This window comes from Winogradskyella sp. 3972H.M.0a.05 (assembly GCF_040493455.1).
GTDB lineage: Bacteria > Bacteroidota > Bacteroidia > Flavobacteriales > Flavobacteriaceae > Microcosmobacter.
Window position 1 is genome coordinate 291103 of sequence record NZ_JANFDA010000001.1, and the last position, 17717, is coordinate 308819.

The following is a 17717-nucleotide window of genomic DNA, read 5'->3' on the forward strand; positions in this document are numbered from 1 at the left end:
TAGTAGAACCAAATTTTTGACACTATGAGAACTTTATTCATTCTTTGCGCTGCATTCTTAATGATGACCTCAACGTCTTGTGTGGTAAGAACTAAAGCAGCTCCTGCAAATGTTACTGTTATAAAAACACTACCGAAACACTATAAAGTTGTTCGCGTAAAAGGAAAACGTTACTACTTCTGGAACGGAAGACATTACAGAAAGACAAGAAATGGTTACGTGGTAGTTAGAGTGTAATTACTGCTTGGCAAGCCAGTAAGATGGGTTAAGGTTGGTAGCGTTCTTTGCGATTCTAAACATAAGTATAGATTCTCCTGAACTTCTACTGGTAAACACCTCACCTATTTCCTGACCAGTGCTTATCCTATCACCATTCTTTACATACACCTTAGAGAGGTTCATGTACATGGATAGATAATTACCATGCTGAATCATTATGGCTGGGTTTAGGTTTTTCTTGGTGACTACACCAATAACTTTACCTTCAAAAATGGCTTTGACTTTGGCATTCTTTTCAGTAGCTATTCTTATGCCCTTGCTATTAATAGTTACTGTTTTGTCTATCGTAGATCTTTGTTTTCCGAATTTTACCTTTACAACACCGCGTTCCACTGGCCAAGGCAGTTTGCCTTTGTTTGCTTCAAAGTTTGCTGCAAGCTTCTTAGCTGCTGGTGTTAGTGCAAAGGTTTTTGAAGATGTAGATTTTCCAGCTTTTTTGTTGGACTCTGCAATTGCCAATTCAATTAATCGATCTATTTCTCTATCAATCTTGTCAATCTCTTGTCGTTTCTTCTTTACTTGACTGGTATACTTTGATAGGTCTCTCTGGATGGAAGCCATCAATGTATTTTGTTCTTTCAATTCAGACTCCAATTGCTTCTTAGCTATTCTATTGGCTTCAATCAGTTTCTGTTTTTCTTCTTTTTGCGCAAGAAGTTCTGTGTTTAAATCTTGAAGCTTTTTGGTTTTCGCTTTTATCTCTTCGCCTTGTTCTTTCTGATAAGAAGCGTATTGCTTTATGTATTGCAGTCTTTTATAAGCTTGCTTAAAATTATCGGAAGACAGTAAAAACATCACTTTACTTTGCTCTGACTTGCTCTTGTATGATTTTACAATCATGTTTGCATAGTCTTCCTTAAGCTGTTTTAGCTGAGCTCTTAGTTCGGTGATTTCTTTTTGATTGGCGTTTATTCTTCTTGTTAATAGATTGGCCTGCTCATTAGTAATCTTAATAAGGTTTCGGCGAACACTAACTTTATAATTGAGGTCTTCAACCAGAGTAATCACAGATTTTTCCTTTTTCTTGTTTGAAAACAATAAGGTATTAATCTGCTTGAGCTCTCGCTCGAAACGCTCTCGTTTGGCTTCGAGTTGTTTTATTTTATCATTCTTTTGAGCATATGATTGGAAAGTCCCAACCACAAAAACAATGATTAATATGTAATACCATTTTTTACTCATTATTGAATGATAATTTCTTTGTATCCTGAAGGGATTCTGAATGGAAATCTAAGTTCTGAATTCAATGTCACAGATTTGTACTCTAAAGCGATAGTCACCTGATCTTCATCTTCAACAGCAATAATTTCAAATGTTTCTGGTAATATCTGCTTTTCTACATCCTGATAACTTTTGTAGTCAACCTGAAGGAAACGCTTTTCTCTTGGTTGAAAGATTTGCTGTGAATCCATCTTGAAATGCCCAGGGTTGAGTAGTAAAAACACTTCAAAAAGGGCATCCTGGTCTTTAGGACTAAGCATATATGACTTTTCGTGAGTTGATGCTTTGTACGTCTTGCTATCCAATTCAAAAATTGATGATCCTAATAGCAGGTTTTCAACCTTTTCATAATTGAGCTCTACGCCTAAGAAGTCACTTAAGAGTGCATAATTACCATCAAAAAACTGGTTGTTTATCTTATCATAAAACTGAACTTTATCTGGCGTAATCTTGGCTCTGGCTAATCCAAGTGTTGCACTAAGCCAAATGGTTTTACCTTTTTCTAGACGTAAATTCAGTGTGTAGTTTTGAGATTTATCTTTCCCGACTTCGGTATATTCTATCTTAACCTTTGCTTGTAACGTTTTGAAGTCTAGTTGGCCCTTCTCGTGCTGCTTTATAATTTGCTTTGCGGAAAGTTTTTCGTTTAGCTCACCACTCTCAACAATGCGCTTCGATGACTTACAGCCAAAAGCCAGCAACACTATTGATAGTGCTAAAAGATATTTAAAGGATTTAATCATTGAGGCTATTGCTGAGTTTTTAATAGGTTTTCTGCCTTTTTAGCAAACGCTTGGGATTTAGCATTATTGTTGTTTTGCTTGTAGGCTAGACTTAACTGTTGATAGAAATCGGCTTCCATTTTAATATCATCAATAATAAAATCCAAACCTGTTTCTAGCATTTCTATGGCTTTGTCTGATTGGTTTAGCTTATTCTGAGCTACACCATTAACCAAATATAAAAGTGGTTGTGCAGGGTACAATTCAATAGCTTCATTACTGCGTTTGACGACATCTTCATTGTTTCCAAGATCCACCTGAAGTAGGAGTATATTCTTTAGCAGTGCAAAGTCATTTGGCTTTTGGAGCAATGCTTCTTCAAAGTTTTTTAATGCTTTGGCTTTGTCTCCCGACTTTAGATAGTATTGCCCTAAGTTTTCAAGTGTTTTAGGGTCATTGGTATTATCTGCTAGCGTTGTTATCTCAACAAGGTCTTTCTCATACTCAGGATTTGCCTTCACATAGTTAACGAAGTCTTTCAATACTTTTGCCTTGGCTTCAGCATTGATCTCGTCTGTAGTAAAAACCACTTTCATTGACTCCACAGCAGCTTTAGCGTCGTCGTCTTCTAGATAAAACTTGTATAAGGCCAAATGAACTAGTTTAGATTCTGGCTTGTGTTCTAGTAGTTCTTTAGCAGCTTTAAATGCTTTCTTTTTGTTGCCTGCTTCGCTGTATCGGTAAATCAATTTTAGCTGATTTAATTCATTATTCGGATCGGAAGCAACACGGTCTTCAAGGTTTTCAATTCTATCCTTGCTCTTCCCTGTAGCATTATAAATTTGATTGCGTAAATAGTCTCTGCTATCAGTAATTCCATAGGATGCATCGAGCTCATCGAGTAATGACAATGCTTGTTTGTATTTCTTTTCTTTGAAATATAGGGTCGCTAAATCTTGCTTATAATCTGGATGGTACTTAACGAGTTGTTTTACAGTTTTTATTGCCCTGTCCATATCGTCTTGTTGTACATAGACATGATACAATTCATCTAAAAACCATTCATTTTCTGGCTGCATATCAATCGCTTTCTTTAAAGCGTCTTCTGCCTCACCAAAATTTTTGAGGAGATTATAGTTTTTACCTAGTTCGTAGTAAACTACAGGTCTAGAGTCGTCTAGTTTGACACATTTCAATAAGGCATCTACAGCTCTGTCATAGTTTTCTATTCCTTTTTGCTTTAGTGCCTCAAAAAACAATTCCTGAAATTGATCTTCTACATTTCCAAGGTCATCATCTGGAGTCTTATTGAAGTCTACTTGTGCAACAGCAATCTGCGGAATAAGAACTATTCCGAATAGAATTAACGCTATGTATAATGATTTCTTCATTTTGTAGATTCTTCGCTACGCTCTGAATGACAATCAACTTTTATTCCAAAGTAGAGTAATCTCCAATGCTAATCTTGGTAAAACTTCCATCATACTTAACGTGATTACCAACCATAGCATCGTCTAAATTAGCGTTTTTTATGGTAGTGTGCGATTGTATTAGGCTATTTTTAACGCTTGAACTCTCTATAATACAGTTATTTCCTATAGAAACGTTTGGTCCTACGCTAGAGTCCATGATTACTACGCCTTCTCCTATAACGCAAGGTTCAATAATCTGAGCATTATCTAAAACTACTGAATCGGAAATCATTTGTTCTTCTCCATCTGACTGCAAAAAGTGAAGCATCTTGGTGTTGGTCTCTACAGTTACTGCTTTATTACCACAGTCCATCCATTCGTCTACTGTTCCTGTTTTGAAAATTCTACCTTCTGCCATCATTTTCTTAATACCATCATTAATCTGATATTCGCCACCATGCATAAGGTTTTCATCTAGTACTTCTTGAAGTTTAGACTTAAGCACAGCCACGTCTTTAAAGTAATAAATTCCTATAACGGCTTGATCGCTGACAAACGCTTCCGGCTTTTCGACAAGCTCTATAATTTCATTACGCTCATTGAGTTTAACAACGCCAAATGCTTCAGGATTAGCCACTTTTTTGGTCCAGATGACACTATCTGCTTCTGGGTCGAGCACAAAGTCTGCTCTAATCAGTGTATCTGCATAGGCAATTACAGCTGGGCCAGATAAAGACTCTTTTGCAGACATAATCGCATGTCCTGTTCCCAATGGTTGGTCCTGTCTGTATATTGATGCTTTCGCTCCAAGACCTTCTGCTAAGTTCGTAAGGCTCTCTACAACATCATCTCCGAAGAAAGCTGGATCCCCCAACACAAAAGCTACTTCTTCGATGGGTTCGTTGAGTATTTTGGCAATGTCTTTAACAAGCCTGTGTACTATTGGTTGCCCAGCAACAGGGATTAATGGCTTTGGTACTGTTAATGTATGTGGTCTAAGACGCGAGCCGCGTCCGGCCATTGGGACTATTATTTTCATTGTTTAATGTTGATTCGTTTTTTAGTTTAATCGTTGATAGGTTTCTAACGTGTTCCTGTACTACCAAATCCACCTTCTCCTCTACTGGTTTCGGTTAGTTCGACGACTTCAACCCATTCTGCTCTTTCGTGTTTTGCGATTACGAGTTGCGCAATGCGTTCTCCGTTTTCGATTGTAAAGTCTTCACTGGATAAATTGACTAAAATAACACCGACTTCACCTCTATAATCTGCGTCAATGGTTCCTGGTGCATTCAGAACCGTAATTCCTTTCTTTGCTGCTAATCCACTCCTTGGTCTTACCTGTGCTTCATAGCCAATAGGTAGCTCCATAAATAATCCTGTTTTCACTATGGTTCTTTCTAAGGGTTTTAGTGTAATGGATTCATTGATGTTTGCCCTTAAATCCATACCTGCAGAGGCTACAGTTTCATAATGTGGTAACGCGTGACTAGATTTGTTAATGATTTTTACTTGCATTCTAACCTTTTAATAGCTTTTTCAGCTGCTTTATTTCAGATATATAAACAAAGGATAAAAATACGATTAAGAGTGTAATTCCAACAATATAATTCTCTCTAAATTGGTAAAAATATACTACTGAAAACCCTATCGAAAAGAATAAGTATAAGCCTATCTTTTTAAGGTTATATGGTATAGGATAATACTTTCTTCCATAAAAGTAGGATAGCAATACCATGCTGCCATAGGCGGCTAAGGTTGCTATAGCTGAACCCTTATATCCAATTATTGGTATCAGCCAAAAATTTAACCCTAGTGTTATGATGGCTCCAAATACAGAAATATATGCTCCGAACTTTGTGCGATCTGTAATCTTATACCAAACTGATAAGTTATGGTAAATGCCTAAACAGAAACTTGCTACAAGGATTATTGGGACTATCCACATCGCTTCCCAAAACGCTTCGTCTCTTATAATCAACACTTTTATTAAATCTGAAAACACAACTACAACTAAAAGGATAACAGAACCAAACGCCACAAAATACTCTAAGATTCTAGCATAGTTTTTTTGTGGATTGTCACTTTTAGCATGACTAAAGAAGTATGGTTCTATTCCCAAGCGAAATGCTGTTGCAAACAACGTCATAAACAAAGCAAGTTTATAACAGGCTGAAAACATCCCAACTTCTGCTTCTGGGTCTTCGGCTCTCGAAAGACTACTATCTAACAGAATTCTATTAAACGTTTCGTTGACAGTGTAAGCTAAGCCAGCAATTAATACTGGAAATGCATAGCGCAGCATTTGCTTCCACAATTTAGAGTCGAATCTATATTTCACTTTACTATAAAACGGGAACATTAGTAAAAGTGTAATTGCACTGGCTATGACATTGGCTATAAGGACATAGGTAATCTCGAAATCGGGTTTATAAATGGATTCGAAAAAGCTACTTTGCGTCGCAAGGTTGGCAAGTAATAAGAAGAAAAACAAATTGAGACCAATATTGATAGCGACATTGGTAATCTTTATAGCAGCATATTTTACTGGTTTTTCTTTTGCCCTAAGCCATGTAAATGGAATAATGACTAAGGCGTCCAATAGTAAAATCCAAATCACGAAATTGATATGCTGAACTTCAATATCCGTAATGACAGCAATCTGATTTTTTAGTAAAAATGCTGTTAGAAATATAATTACAGATGTAATTATGATTGACAATGTTGAGGTTCCTACAACTTTTTCTTTGTCTTCTTCTTTATTGAAAAAACGAAAAAAGGCAGTCTCCATACCATAAGCTAATATCACATTGAAAATAGCGAACCAAGCAAATATTATGGAGACTTTACCATAAACACCAACAGCCATTACATCGGTATATAATGGCGTTAGTAAAAAGGTTAGCATTCTAGGTAGAACCGTTGCTAAACCATAAATAAAAGTCTGTTTAAAAAGTTTTGAAAACGCTGTCAATATGAAACAAACACTTTGTTTTTAACACTTTACTATTTTAGTTTAAGTGTTCCCAGCCTAGCTCCTTTTTTATTGGATCCGTAAATAATAGCTTCGTCGCCACTTACTCTAAAATTAGTTACTGGCTGTACAACGATTTGTCTTTTCTCGAAATCTTTTGGATCTATACGTTCCATTTCACCAGTATTCTCATCAAAGATAAACGCTACTGGAATCATTTTATTAACATTTCTAACTTTTTTTACATCGTCAATATCTGTGGTTCCAATATTCTTTGGGTCGTCATTCACAATAATAGTCAGTTTCCCGTCTTTGTATAATGGCAGAGAACTTAGGTATTCTGGCCCTCTTCCGAGTATTGCTAATGGGAACATTACAGATGCAGATACAGTAACGTTACCGCTACTTCCCCAACCGCCTAGTCCAAGGCTCAACTGTTGCACAGTTACTTGTTGTTCTTTTGGAACTACATTGCTCCATTGCAATGTCCCGTCTGGGTTTAATGACGTTACAATAACTTCATTAGAAATATAGGTTATTGGTGTGAATTGTAGTGGTCCAATCCCTGATGGTCTTCCAACTATGGATAAAAAATAATCTGAAAGTATCAGGATTCCACCATTGTCTTTTTCAAAAAAGTGCGTGTTTCTGTAGTAAGGATTTAGGTCTTTACCCTTTTTTGCACGACGCTCTCCTATGATTTTAGATCTAGTTTCTACAGTAAACTCATTGAATGTCTCTTTGATAACTTTGTTTGCTTGATAATCTGCAGTGACATCAAAAATACCTTCAAGTCCAAATCTAGCTTTTCCGCTTCGCTTTAGGTCAGAATAAAAGCCAATCATATGTAGGCTATTGTCTTTTGTTTCTAGTATGGAACAGTTAATTGCTCTTTTCCCAGAAAGGTTGACTTTCAATTCTTGTTTTTCATAACCTTTGTTAGCTAGGTAAGAGTGAAGCGTAATATTGTTGTGAGTCGTTTTTTGTTTCTTATCTCTGTAGCTTTCAGTTGTTGTAATAAATACATCGCCATGCTCATTTACTGCAAAGCTTGAGAAATCGAACGTAAGGTCTTTTCTATCTTCAAAAACAGATTCATAGTTGTCTTCTAGTACAACAGACATATTTTTGTCTAAAAGCACAAAACTATAGGTTAGGGTTTCTTTCTTTTCTATAACTCCTACGTGCGACACAATGTAATTGATATCATCATAAGACCTATCGAATACAAAGCCTCCTTTGTACTTTTTCTTAGGTACTTTGACCGATAGAATTGTTTTAAACTTTCCTAGCTTTAAGTCTTTTGAAACTTCTTTAGCAACAAAATTGTTTTTCTTGTTTTTCTTATCGTAATAAGATGCCATCAAATAGACCTTATCTTCAACAACTGTAAGATCTTCTAAAAAGACCTTGTTGCCATTGATTTTATCAAATTTTAATGGAATACTCTTCTTGAATTTCTTTGTGGTGTTGTCAAAGGATTGCAGGAAATACTTTTTCTTCTTATTCGCTAAGACATAAATAGTATTGTCCACAACGCCTGCTATTTGCACGATACTACCATCAGTGTTGGTTATTGTTTCTCCAAAGTCTAGTGACACATTTCCAACTTGGAGTTGGGCGTTGGTTAAGTTTACAGTAAGCAATAGTAAAAATAGAGCTGTAATTTTTTTCATAATGTTGTTGTTGAGTTGAATTGATTATAGAAGCGTAAATATAGATTTTTATCGCTTATTCTGACGTACAGCTGGATAGTTTATTTGCTGACGTTCAACAACATTATTAATCTTAAAATATTTTACCTCATCATTCTCAATATAACTCACAACACATTCGTTATCCTGAAGCTCAAAAGGAATAGGTTTTGGTAGTTCTATTTTGTTCTCCGATTCCTCTTTTGGATCATTACTTATGATGATATCTTTTGTCGTATTTGGTTTTGAAACAAATCGCCCTATATAGGTCACTGTTCCGTTAAACTCTTTGGCCTCAAGCTTAACTGCTTTTCCTCTAAAGTAAACAGAATCTAGTGCTATGTTGTTTGTTTGCTTTACTTCTGCAGGTATGAAAATGTTTAGTCCTGTTCCTGCAGCTTCCACGCCACCTGCCCATGCTTGGCAATACACTTCTCCAAAGCTAAGAGGGGCTTGCTTTTGAAGGTTTTTAGAACTAGAACATTGTGAAAAGCTTGTCATAACTATAAAACCAATTATTAAAAAGGCTATTTTTTTTACTTGTTTCATCTGCTTGAAATTAGTGTTTTAAAGATATAGAACAAAAGTTATTCCATAAAAAACCTCACTCATCCTTCGACTTCGCTCAGGAACCAGTGAGGTTTTAAATATTATGTAACTTTTTTAGTTATTCAAAGCTTCGTTTTTTTGAACATTTGGCTTGCGCCTAATTGTTCAATGCTTCTGCTCCACCAACAATTTCAAGGATTTCGTTAGTAATTGCAGCCTGACGTGCTTTGTTATAAGTCAGCTTCAATTGATCTCTCAATTCGGTTGCGTTGTCTGTTGCTTTGTGCATTGCAGTCATACGCGCACCATGTTCTGAAGCAAAACTATCTCTAATAGCCTTAAACAATTGTGTTTTTAATGACTTTGGAATCAATTGCTCTACAATTTCCTCTTTAGAAGGTTCGAAGATGTAATCTAGGTTTACATTTGCTTCTCCTTCAACAGGCACTATAGGCAAAAACTGTTCAGTCATTACGATTTGAGTTGCAGCATTCTTGAACTTGTTGTAAACCAATTCGATTTTATCGAATTCACCTTCAACAAATTTGTTCATAATCATTTCAGCAATTTCAGCAACATTATCGAACGTTAAGTCGTCAAATACTTCGCTATTATTAGCAATGACATTACCCGCTTTAGACAATGCGTCATTCGCTTTTTTACCAATTGCTAAGTACGATACTTCTTGGTTTGCGTAAGTGTCATTTGTCAATCTACTAACTTCTTTAATGATGTTAGAGTTAAACGCACCACACAATCCTCTATTAGAAGTAATTGCAACAATAAGTACTTTGTTTACGTCGCGTTGCTCTGCAAATTTACTTCCAGAATCTGCATCTAAAGTAGCACTAAGGCTTTGCAATAATTCTGTAAGCTTATCTGCATAAGGACGCATAGCAGTAATAGCATCTTGTGCCTTCTTTAACTTTGCAGCAGATACCATTTTCATGGCACTGGTAATCTGCATCGTAGAAGATACCGATGATATTCTGTTACGTATTTCTTTTAAGTTTGCCATTCTCTTTTAGAATTAAGCGTATTTAGCAGCTAAATCTTTACAAACGTTAGTTAAGGTATCTGTTACCTCATCAGTTAATTTACCTGCTTTTAAAGTATCTAAAACGTCTCTGTGCTTAGCGTTAAGGAATTCGATATAATCTCTTTCGAATTCTTTTACTTTCTCTACAGGAACGTCTCTTAGTAAGTTTTTAGATCCAGCATAAATAATTGCTACCTGATCTTCTACTGTGTAAGGGTCGTTTTGAGCTTGCTTTAAGATCTCAACGTTACGCTTACCTTTTTCAATTACGTTTAGTGTTGCAGCATCAAGGTCTGATCCGAACTTAGCAAATGCTTCTAGTTCACGGAACTGCGCCTGGTCTAACTTCAATGTACCTGCTACTTTCTTCATTGATTTAATCTGAGCCGAACCACCTACACGCGATACAGAAATACCTACGTTAATTGCTGGACGTACACCAGAGTTAAATAAATCTGATTCTAAGAATATCTGACCATCTGTAATCGAGATTACGTTTGTTGGGATATATGCTGATACGTCACCTGCTTGAGTTTCGATAATTGGTAATGCTGTTAACGAACCGCCTCCTTTTACCATTGGTCTTAAAGACTCTGGAAGGTCGTTCATGTTCTTAGCAATATCATCATCTGCAATAACTTTTGCAGCACGCTCTAATAATCTTGAGTGTAAGTAGAATACGTCACCAGGATATGCTTCACGTCCTGGAGGTCTACGTAATAATAATGATACCTCACGGTAAGCAACTGCTTGCTTAGATAAGTCATCATATACGATTAATGCTGGACGACCAGTATCTCTAAAGTACTCACCAATTGCAGCTCCTGCGAATGGTGCATATACTTGCATTGGTGCTGGATCTGATGCGTTAGCAGCTACGATTACTGTATATGCTAAAGCTCCTTTTTCTTCTAAAGTTTTAGCGATTCCTGCAACAGTAGATGCCTTTTGACCTACAGCTACGTATACACAGAATACAGGCTCACCTGCATCGTAAAATTCTTTTTGATTTAAGATGGTATCAATACATACTGTAGTCTTACCAGTCTGACGGTCTCCAATTACCAACTCACGCTGACCTCTACCTACTGGAATCATAGCGTCGATAGACTTAATTCCTGTTTGCATTGGCTCATCAACTGGTTGACGATAGATAACACCTGGAGCTTTACGCTCTAAAGGCATTTCGTAAAGGTCTCCACCTATTGGTCCTTTACCGTCGATTGGGTTACCAAGTGTATCAACAACACGTCCAACCATCTCTTCTCCTACTTTAATAGAAGCGATACGCTCAGTACGCTTTACTGTAGCACCTTCTTTGATTTCTTTTGAAGGTCCTAATAATACAACACCAACATTGTCTTCTTCAAGGTTAAGAACGATTCCTTCTAAACCGTTTTCAAACTCTACTAACTCTCCATATTGAGCGTTAGATAATCCGTAAACACGTGCAATACCATCACCAACAGTTAATACTGTTCCTACTTCATCTAATGAAGCACTTGCTTCAAAACCTGAAAGTTGTTGTTTTAAAATTGCTGATACTTCAGCTGGTTTTACTTCTGCCATCTTTTTAGATATTAGATTTTGCTTTAATGTCGCTTCGAGAACCTCAGCGACCAGCTATTTTAGTTTAATGTAAATTCTCTTTTTAGTTTGTTTAACTGATTAGCGATGCTAGCGTTATACTCTTTGTCACCAACTCTTAAAATGAAGCCTCCTAAAATGTCTTCATTCACAATATTGGTAATTTCTACTTTATCGCTATCTGTTAAGTCTTTAACCTTAGCTAAGACTTTTGCTTTTAAATCATCTGTTAATGGTAACGCTGTAGTTACTGTAGCTTCAACGATACCTTGTGTTTTGTCAAACAACTCTTGATATTTAACAGCAATTGCCCCAATAATATCAATACGCTTGTTTGTAATAAGAACATCTAATAATCCTTTAGTTGTTCCATTAAGGCCTGTAAACACTTTTAACAGCGCTTCCTTTTTAGTCTCAGACTTAATCACTGAGCTTTGTAGCATCTGGCTTAAGTCTGCACTTTCAGAAATAGTGTTAGCAATCGCTTTCATATCTGCATTAACAGCTTCAGCGACATTGTTTTCTTGTGCTAAATCTAAAACTGCTTTTGCGTAACGTATTGCTGCTCTTGTTCCTGCCATTATACTCTTAGTTTAATGTTGCTTCTCCCAACATAGATTCAACCAATTCTAATTGCTTGTCTTTATTGGCTAATTCTGTTTTAACTACTTTTTCTGCAATCTCCATTGACAATCCGGCAACATGATTTTTCAACTCAGCCATTGCAGCTTTCTTTTCGCTATCAATAGCAGCTTGAGCTTGCTCAATCATTTTACTTGCTTGTTCTTGAGCTTCTTCTTTAGCATCAGCAATCATCTTGTTCTTCATCTCACGAGCTTCCTTAAGCATCGCTTCTCTTTCTGCACGAGCTTCTTTAAGAATACGCTCATTATCTGCTTGTAGATTCTCCATCTCTTTACGAGCATCTTCAGCAGAAGCTAAGGCTTTCTTGATTCCTTCTTCTCTATCGCTAACTGCGCCAAGAATTGGTTTCCAAGCAAATTTTCTTAATATAAAAAGTAAAAATAAGAAGGTAATTACCGTCCAAAATACTAAGCCTAATCCAGGTGTAATTAAATCCATTTCTTTGTGTTTTTTTAATTTAAATTTTTAAAAAACACAGAAGCAACCAACCGTTACTTCTGTGCTTGTTGTAAATCATTACACGATTAATGCTGCTACAACGCCAAAAAGCGCTACCGCTTCTACGAAGGCTGCTAAGATTAACGCAGAAGATTGAATCTTTCCGTGCATTTCAGGTTGACGTGCCATAGCTTCCATAGCAGATCCACCAATCTTACCAATACCTACACCAGCTCCGATAGCTGCTAAACCAGCTCCAATTGCCGCAATTCCAGTAATAGTCATAACTATAAAATTTAAATTAATTATTAATGATGTGCTTCTTCAGTTGCCATACCAAAATATAAGGCAGACAATACTGTAAAAATATATGCTTGTATTGCTGTTACTACAATCTCTATAATACCTATAAATAATGAAAAGGCTACAGAAACAGGTGCAACTGCAATGGTTTTAAATATAAATATCAAAGACATTAACGCTAATATGATAATGTGTCCTGCTGTAATGTTAGCAAAGAGACGTATCATTAGCGAAATTGGCTTTGTGAAAATTCCGATTAGTTCTATTGGCATTAAGAATATTTTCATTGGCACTGGTACTCCAGGCATCCAGAAAATATGTTTCCAATAGTTAGAGTTACCACTCAAAGTAGTAATGATAAATGTAAACAGTGCTAGTGTCATTGTAAACGCAATGTTACCACTTAAGTTAGCACCATTTAATATTGGTATTAATCCAAAGATATTATTAACCCAAATAAAGAAGAATACCGTTAATAAATATGGCATGTATCTTTTGTACTTGTGCTCACCAATCATAGGTCTTGCAATCTCATCTCTTACAAACACTACCAAAGGCTCAACAAATCCTGCAATCCCTGTTGGGACATTATCTTCTGATTTTCTGTAACGTCTTGCTGCTGAAATGAAGATTAATAATAATACAACTACAGAAACCCACATCATGAAAACGTTTCTTGTAATTGAGAAGTCTAAAGGCTTAACTGCATTTGTTGGATGATGAGCTTCATCAAACGCTACTTCAGTCTCTCCTGCGTTTAACTGATATATTTTTTCATGAACATTTACAAAACGACCACCATTCTTTTCTACGATAACCTTCCCGTTATAATCGTGGTGAAAATCGGAAGACATAAATGTTGTCAATCCATTATCTGTCCATAAGATTACAGGAAGTGGGATTGAAATATGCTTTTCATTTTCTTTCCCTTCATTGAATGTAACGATATGCATTCCGTAAGCATCCTTAACGTGGTGCATAATCATCTCTTTGGCATTGAATTCTTTACCGTCGCCTCCTTCTTCTGTAGAGCTCGCAAAAGCTACTGTAGAAAAAGCTAAAAATAAAACAGAAAATATGGCTGTTTTTAAGGTGTTTAATGTCATTTCTTATGTATTAAAAATACCTTGCTCTAAATTCGGTGCAAATGTACATACATTAAATGAATTGGCAAACTATATTTAGAGTATATTTTTAAAGGATTTTTTGGCTTAAAAAAGCTACTTTTTTTGAAGGAATTTGGTCAATGAAAAAACCTCGAAAAACAAGAATAAAAAATAAGGGATGAAGAAGTTAAAAACGTCTGGTTGTTTGTTCTCAAAATCCGATAAAATCAATGGCAATAGGAATATTATCGACAGTGCCATCTTAACAAAGGTGACAATCATGAAGGCATTAAAGATATCTGTCTTCCCAGAACTATATCGATAATTTATTACTGAAAACAAGATCGTAGTTACCACAAAATGAAAGGCATAGATTTGCCAAATTGGAAAAAATAAGACTAAGTCTTTAGCAAAATGATGCAGCAGATAAAAGTGAATTGCAAATAATGACAGCGTTAATAGTATCGCTTGAATTAAAAACGTAGTTTGGTTTTTTCTGAATTCTGAATTCATATTACTCATCATCCTTTGAGGCTGCAATAATACGTCTTATTACAAAAACTACAGCCAAAATAACAGATAATAATGATAGTATTACTGTATATAGCTTGTGATCGTTGGGAAATTTTTCGTCTAATTTAACGCCAATAAAGGTTCCTATGCCTATAATGGCAAACATTTGTATTGCAATTCCAGAAAAACGCGCGTATGTATTAAGCTGTTTTTTCTGTTCCCGGAATGGTTTGTTGTTTTGGTCTTGTGGCTTGTGTTGTTCCATTGCCAAGTGGTTTTACAGCGCCTTTCATACTACAAGTCGCATTAAAGGTTGCTCCTGGCTCTACGGCTAGTTTACCGATAACAACTTCGCCTTCTATATGTGCTGTAGATTTTAGTGTGAGCGTTCCTGAAAGTTGCAGCTTACCAGAAAATTTACCTTCAAAGTCAGCATTCTCGCCTTGTAAGGTGCCTTTGATAAACCCCATTTTTCCAACGACTACTTTGCCAGATGTTTTAACGTTTCCTTCGATAGTACCATCGATTCTAAAAGCTCCGCTACTATTGATGTCACCTACAATCTTGGTGCCTTGCGCAATAATGTTTTGTTGTGTTGATGTTTCCATGGTTGTTTTGTTTTTTTTGCTGCCTGTAGAAAACATTGATGTAGGTTTTAGTTTTAGTTATTGTGATTCTAAATAGGCTTCTAAGTTTTTATGACGTTGAATAATAGCATAGTTTGGCGACGAAATAGCAAAGAATGATCTTACTATTGGGTCTTTATCTTCTTTATCTGATATGATCTCTGCAAATCCTGCTGCTCCTCCAATACTTTTTAGTCCATGAACAACTACAAAGGTGATATCTTCATTATAGACATCCTTTGATGTCGATAAATCGAAATAGGTATTCTTTTCTACCTTTTTGTTGAGTCGTTCCATAAAGGCATCTATATCTTCTTCTGAGTTATTCTGGAACTGGTATATTACATTGAAATTTGTAGCATCATCATCTTTGTACCAATCTTTTCTTGAAAGTGCTGGTACTGCCGTCTGGATTAATTGTTCTGCTCTTTTCCCTTCTGGAGAGTTTGGATATGTTAGGGCGATATAGTTTAAAGCATTCTTGTATTGCTCAAAACCATACAATCTTCCTTTAGCCGAAGCTTTAAGGATTTCGAATTTAGGAACCATTGGGTCTCCTTCAAACTGATAAATATGCTTCTCACAATCTTCGATTACTTTAGCATATTCTTGGTTTTCGAAATTCTCAAATGACTTCTCGTATAAACTTTCAGGACTATTTTCATCACTTGCTAATGCTGATGCAGGATTTCTGAGTATTTCAGCATAGCGAGAGTCTGCATGATTGGTTATGATATCGCTTTTGTATATCTCTGCCTGTGTGTTATCGTTTAAGAGTGTATAAATCTTATATAGATTATATTTTGAAGGTAGTACTAATCGTTCTTCAGGATTATTATCTAGTAATTTTTTGAACTTGTCTTTTGACAGATCGTACTCTTTAAATTTTTCTTTATAAATAATTCCTAATTGATAGTATGCAAAGTTTCTATCCTTAATGAGGCTATCGATAACTTTTTGATCTGATGGTATCTTAGCCATGTAAAATTGTGGATCGTACAACTCATCTTCTGAAGCACCAGCGGTTAACTCTTCTGTACTATCAGATTCGCTAGATGTTCTCTTATCGGAAAGTCTCCAATTCTCTTGTAATTTTCTGTCACCCCAAATCTTTACAAATTCATTTTTACCAAACGATACTGTAGTTTGATTGTAAAAATAGAAATCGCTTTTTTGTGTTTTCCCTTTAGGATTAGCACGTGCAGTTAATTGTGTTGAGGATTTAACTTTATCTGATGTAACCAAACCAGAGTTTTGTCTTTTAGCAGCTTCTTCTTTTTCTCTTGCTTCTGTAGCTTTTCTCTTTAAGTCCTTCACAAAGTCTGAAAACACTGCTAGTCTATCTTCTTCTGAAAGTGATACCAAGTTTAGTATGCTATCATTTCTCTGAGCTATATCTTCGTAATAGATTACATCTTCCAGGTTGTCTCGCTTCTTTTTTATGAGTCGATACGGTCTTGAGTTGAGCTTAAGGTTAGTCATTGTGCTATCGTAATAAGCTCCAGCATTTTTATACTTGGCATTATCAAAACTCATGTCTCCGAGCGTCGTATAATTGAGCGCATTCAGGTACTTATCACCTTGATTCTTTCTTAGTGATTTATTATAGTATACTTCAGCTAAACTATCTTTCTCATTAGTAAGATGGAATTCCGCAATTTCTCTATAGATTTTATCTAAGAACGGTCTGTTCTCTCTATCTTCTTCTAAATCTGTTAGATATTCTAATTGGGTGACTTTATCGCCTTGAGCATAGTCAAAATTTCTAATCTTTTCAAGATGTGCATTTATATAATATGCTCGTGGTATCTTTCTATGTAGTTCAATGATTTTGTCAAACGCTATGTTGGCGCTATCTCTATGACCAAATTCATTGTATAGCTGCCCTTGGATATAATTATATCTGGCTATTTCATTTTTATTCTTGGTATTTGCTTCAGCTATTTTCAGTTGTGCTAAAGCACTGTCTTTTGCTTTGATATTTACATAGGCTTGAGCCAGAATCGATGTGGCATCAGCTAAATCCTGTTGATTTAGCTCTTCTTGCTCAATAAGGCGCTTTAGGTTTTTAATTGCAAGCTCATTGTTTTCGAGTCTAATGTTTGTCTTTTCTCTCCAAACTTTAGCTGTATTGATCTTGTCACTTGCAGGATATTTAAAAAGGATATAATTGAATGCTTCTAAAGCTGGTATGAATCGTTGGTCATAGTATCTCGCTTTACCAAGCAATAAATATGCTTCATCAATTTGAGGGTTTCTTTCTTTCCCTTGGATATTCATTCCATGTACCTGAACAGCTTTGATGGCTTTTTCTTCGGCACGTTCAAAATCTTGATTCTTGGATTGTCCTGGTAAGATGATTTCATCTGTAACCTGCATTCGCTCTACTGGTAATAATTCCCAGAAGTTTTCTGTAAATGCATCGTTGATTGACGCCTTTCCTTGTTCCAAGGCTAGGTTACCATTATAAAGCACATTGTATTTAGTGCCTAGGGCATGAAAATTACGATTCAGGAAGGTGTCCTTTTTTCGAGAACAACTGGTGAAAAGTAAAACCACACCAAGGACAGATAATATAAGTTTTAAAGACGACTTCAATGTTGGTTCTA

Annotated in this window: 19 protein-coding genes; 2 read left to right on the forward strand and 17 right to left on the reverse strand. The window is 35.9% G+C overall.

Features of this window, described 5'->3' with window-relative positions; all coding sequences use genetic code 11:
- Positions 1–24 precede the first annotated feature (24 nt).
- Positions 25–237: a DUF6515 family protein gene (locus tag NCE97_RS01275; RefSeq protein ID WP_353777056.1), complete on the forward strand. Its 213-nt coding sequence runs from the start codon at positions 25–27 to the stop codon at positions 235–237.
- Here NCE97_RS01275 and NCE97_RS01280 read toward each other — a convergent pair whose 3' ends face one another.
- The 14 genes from NCE97_RS01280 to atpB all read right to left on the reverse strand — a co-directional run bounded on the left by NCE97_RS01280 (position 238) and on the right by atpB (position 13969).
- Positions 238–1461 (reverse strand): murein hydrolase activator EnvC family protein, encoded by a 1224-nt coding sequence (locus NCE97_RS01280; RefSeq protein WP_353777057.1) that lies wholly within the window; start codon positions 1459–1461, stop codon positions 238–240.
- Positions 1461–2243 (reverse strand): lipoprotein insertase outer membrane protein LolB1, encoded by a 783-nt coding sequence (gene lolB1 / locus NCE97_RS01285; protein ID WP_353777058.1) that lies wholly within the window; start codon positions 2241–2243, stop codon positions 1461–1463. Before lolB1 ends, NCE97_RS01280 begins: the two co-directional genes overlap by 1 nt.
- A 5-nt stretch (positions 2244–2248) precedes the next feature.
- Positions 2249–3613 (reverse strand): tetratricopeptide repeat protein, encoded by a 1365-nt coding sequence (locus NCE97_RS01290; protein ID WP_353777059.1) that lies wholly within the window; start codon positions 3611–3613, stop codon positions 2249–2251.
- A gap of 40 nt (positions 3614–3653) precedes the next feature.
- Positions 3654–4673 carry a sugar nucleotidyltransferase gene (locus NCE97_RS01295; protein WP_353777060.1) on the reverse strand — a complete coding sequence of 340 codons (1020 nt, stop codon included), beginning with the start codon at positions 4671–4673 and terminating at the stop codon, positions 3654–3656.
- Positions 4674–4717: 44 nt separating this feature from the next.
- Entirely contained in the window at positions 4718–5152 is a 435-nt protein-coding gene (gene dut, locus NCE97_RS01300) for a dUTP diphosphatase (protein ID WP_353777061.1), read from the reverse strand.
- 1 nt (position 5153) lies between these two features.
- The gene (locus tag NCE97_RS01305) at positions 5154–6608 is read right to left on the reverse strand and encodes an oligosaccharide flippase family protein (protein WP_353777062.1); all 1455 of its coding nucleotides are present in this window, start codon (positions 6606–6608) and stop codon (positions 5154–5156) included.
- Positions 6609–6640: 32 nt separating this feature from the next.
- Positions 6641–8284, reverse strand: coding sequence for a hypothetical protein (locus NCE97_RS01310; protein ID WP_353777063.1), 1644 nt, complete (start codon positions 8282–8284; stop codon positions 6641–6643).
- Positions 8285–8332: 48 nt separating this feature from the next.
- Positions 8333–8851 carry a hypothetical protein gene (locus tag NCE97_RS01315; protein WP_353777064.1) on the reverse strand — a complete coding sequence of 173 codons (519 nt, stop codon included), beginning with the start codon at positions 8849–8851 and terminating at the stop codon, positions 8333–8335.
- Between the two features lie 157 nt (positions 8852–9008).
- Positions 9009–9869: an ATP synthase F1 subunit gamma gene (gene atpG, locus NCE97_RS01320; protein ID WP_353777065.1), complete on the reverse strand. Its 861-nt coding sequence runs from the start codon at positions 9867–9869 to the stop codon at positions 9009–9011.
- Between the two features lie 12 nt (positions 9870–9881).
- On the reverse strand, positions 9882–11459 hold the full coding sequence (gene atpA, locus NCE97_RS01325) for a F0F1 ATP synthase subunit alpha (RefSeq protein WP_353777066.1): 1578 nt from the start codon (positions 11457–11459) through the stop codon (positions 9882–9884).
- 59 nt (positions 11460–11518) lie between these two features.
- Entirely contained in the window at positions 11519–12058 is a 540-nt protein-coding gene (atpH, locus tag NCE97_RS01330) for an ATP synthase F1 subunit delta (RefSeq protein ID WP_353777067.1), read from the reverse strand.
- A 7-nt stretch (positions 12059–12065) separates the two neighbouring features.
- Complete coding sequence (locus NCE97_RS01335; protein WP_353777068.1) at positions 12066–12560, reverse strand: F0F1 ATP synthase subunit B; 495 nt, start codon at positions 12558–12560, stop codon at positions 12066–12068.
- Positions 12561–12638: 78 nt separating this feature from the next.
- Complete coding sequence (gene atpE / locus NCE97_RS01340; protein ID WP_103050608.1) at positions 12639–12845, reverse strand: ATP synthase F0 subunit C; 207 nt, start codon at positions 12843–12845, stop codon at positions 12639–12641.
- 23 nt (positions 12846–12868) lie between these two features.
- Positions 12869–13969 carry a F0F1 ATP synthase subunit A gene (gene atpB, locus NCE97_RS01345; protein WP_353777069.1) on the reverse strand — a complete coding sequence of 367 codons (1101 nt, stop codon included), beginning with the start codon at positions 13967–13969 and terminating at the stop codon, positions 12869–12871.
- A 178-nt stretch (positions 13970–14147) separates the two neighbouring features.
- On the opposite strand from atpB, the gene NCE97_RS01350 reads away from it, so the two are divergent.
- Entirely contained in the window at positions 14148–14294 is a 147-nt protein-coding gene (locus tag NCE97_RS01350; protein WP_353777070.1) for a hypothetical protein, read from the forward strand.
- Between the two features lie 189 nt (positions 14295–14483).
- Here the strand turns inward: NCE97_RS01350 and NCE97_RS01355 are convergent, their stop codons facing one another.
- The 3 genes from NCE97_RS01355 to porW are packed head-to-tail and all read right to left on the reverse strand — an operon-like array spanning position 14484 to position 17706.
- Positions 14484–14747, reverse strand: coding sequence for an AtpZ/AtpI family protein (locus tag NCE97_RS01355; RefSeq protein ID WP_353777071.1), 264 nt, complete (start codon positions 14745–14747; stop codon positions 14484–14486).
- A complete protein-coding gene (locus NCE97_RS01360; protein ID WP_353777072.1) occupies positions 14683–15126 on the reverse strand; it encodes a bactofilin family protein in 444 nt (147 codons plus the stop codon). The genes NCE97_RS01355 and NCE97_RS01360 overlap by 65 nt, the downstream gene beginning before the upstream one ends.
- A gap of 21 nt (positions 15127–15147) precedes the next feature.
- Positions 15148–17706, reverse strand: a complete 2559-nt coding sequence (porW, locus tag NCE97_RS01365) for a type IX secretion system periplasmic lipoprotein PorW/SprE (RefSeq protein ID WP_503065162.1) — start codon at positions 17704–17706, stop codon at positions 15148–15150.
- Between the last annotated feature and the right edge of the window lie 11 nt (positions 17707–17717).

Coding starts and splice junctions, on each gene's coding strand:
- NCE97_RS01275 (WP_353777056.1), top strand. CDS start 25: ATGAGAACTTTATTCATTCTTTGCGCTGCATTCTTAATGATGACCTCA.
- NCE97_RS01280 (WP_353777057.1), bottom strand. CDS start 1,461: ATGAGTAAAAAATGGTATTACATATTAATCATTGTTTTTGTGGTTGGG.
- lolB1 (WP_353777058.1), bottom strand. CDS start 2,243: ATGATTAAATCCTTTAAATATCTTTTAGCACTATCAATAGTGTTGCTG.
- NCE97_RS01290 (WP_353777059.1), bottom strand. CDS start 3,613: ATGAAGAAATCATTATACATAGCGTTAATTCTATTCGGAATAGTTCTT.
- NCE97_RS01295 (WP_353777060.1), bottom strand. CDS start 4,673: ATGAAAATAATAGTCCCAATGGCCGGACGCGGCTCGCGTCTTAGACCA.
- dut (WP_353777061.1), bottom strand. CDS start 5,152: ATGCAAGTAAAAATCATTAACAAATCTAGTCACGCGTTACCACATTAT.
- NCE97_RS01310 (WP_353777063.1), bottom strand. CDS start 8,284: ATGAAAAAAATTACAGCTCTATTTTTACTATTGCTTACTGTAAACTTA.
- NCE97_RS01315 (WP_353777064.1), bottom strand. CDS start 8,851: ATGAAACAAGTAAAAAAAATAGCCTTTTTAATAATTGGTTTTATAGTT.
- atpG (WP_353777065.1), bottom strand. CDS start 9,869: ATGGCAAACTTAAAAGAAATACGTAACAGAATATCATCGGTATCTTCT.
- atpA (WP_353777066.1), bottom strand. CDS start 11,459: ATGGCAGAAGTAAAACCAGCTGAAGTATCAGCAATTTTAAAACAACAA.
- atpH (WP_353777067.1), bottom strand. CDS start 12,058: ATGGCAGGAACAAGAGCAGCAATACGTTACGCAAAAGCAGTTTTAGAT.
- NCE97_RS01335 (WP_353777068.1), bottom strand. CDS start 12,560: ATGGATTTAATTACACCTGGATTAGGCTTAGTATTTTGGACGGTAATT.
- atpE (WP_103050608.1), bottom strand. CDS start 12,845: ATGACTATTACTGGAATTGCGGCAATTGGAGCTGGTTTAGCAGCTATC.
- atpB (WP_353777069.1), bottom strand. CDS start 13,969: ATGACATTAAACACCTTAAAAACAGCCATATTTTCTGTTTTATTTTTA.
- NCE97_RS01350 (WP_353777070.1), top strand. CDS start 14,148: ATGAAGAAGTTAAAAACGTCTGGTTGTTTGTTCTCAAAATCCGATAAA.
- NCE97_RS01355 (WP_353777071.1), bottom strand. CDS start 14,747: ATGGAACAACACAAGCCACAAGACCAAAACAACAAACCATTCCGGGAA.
- NCE97_RS01360 (WP_353777072.1), bottom strand. CDS start 15,126: ATGTTTTCTACAGGCAGCAAAAAAAACAAAACAACCATGGAAACATCA.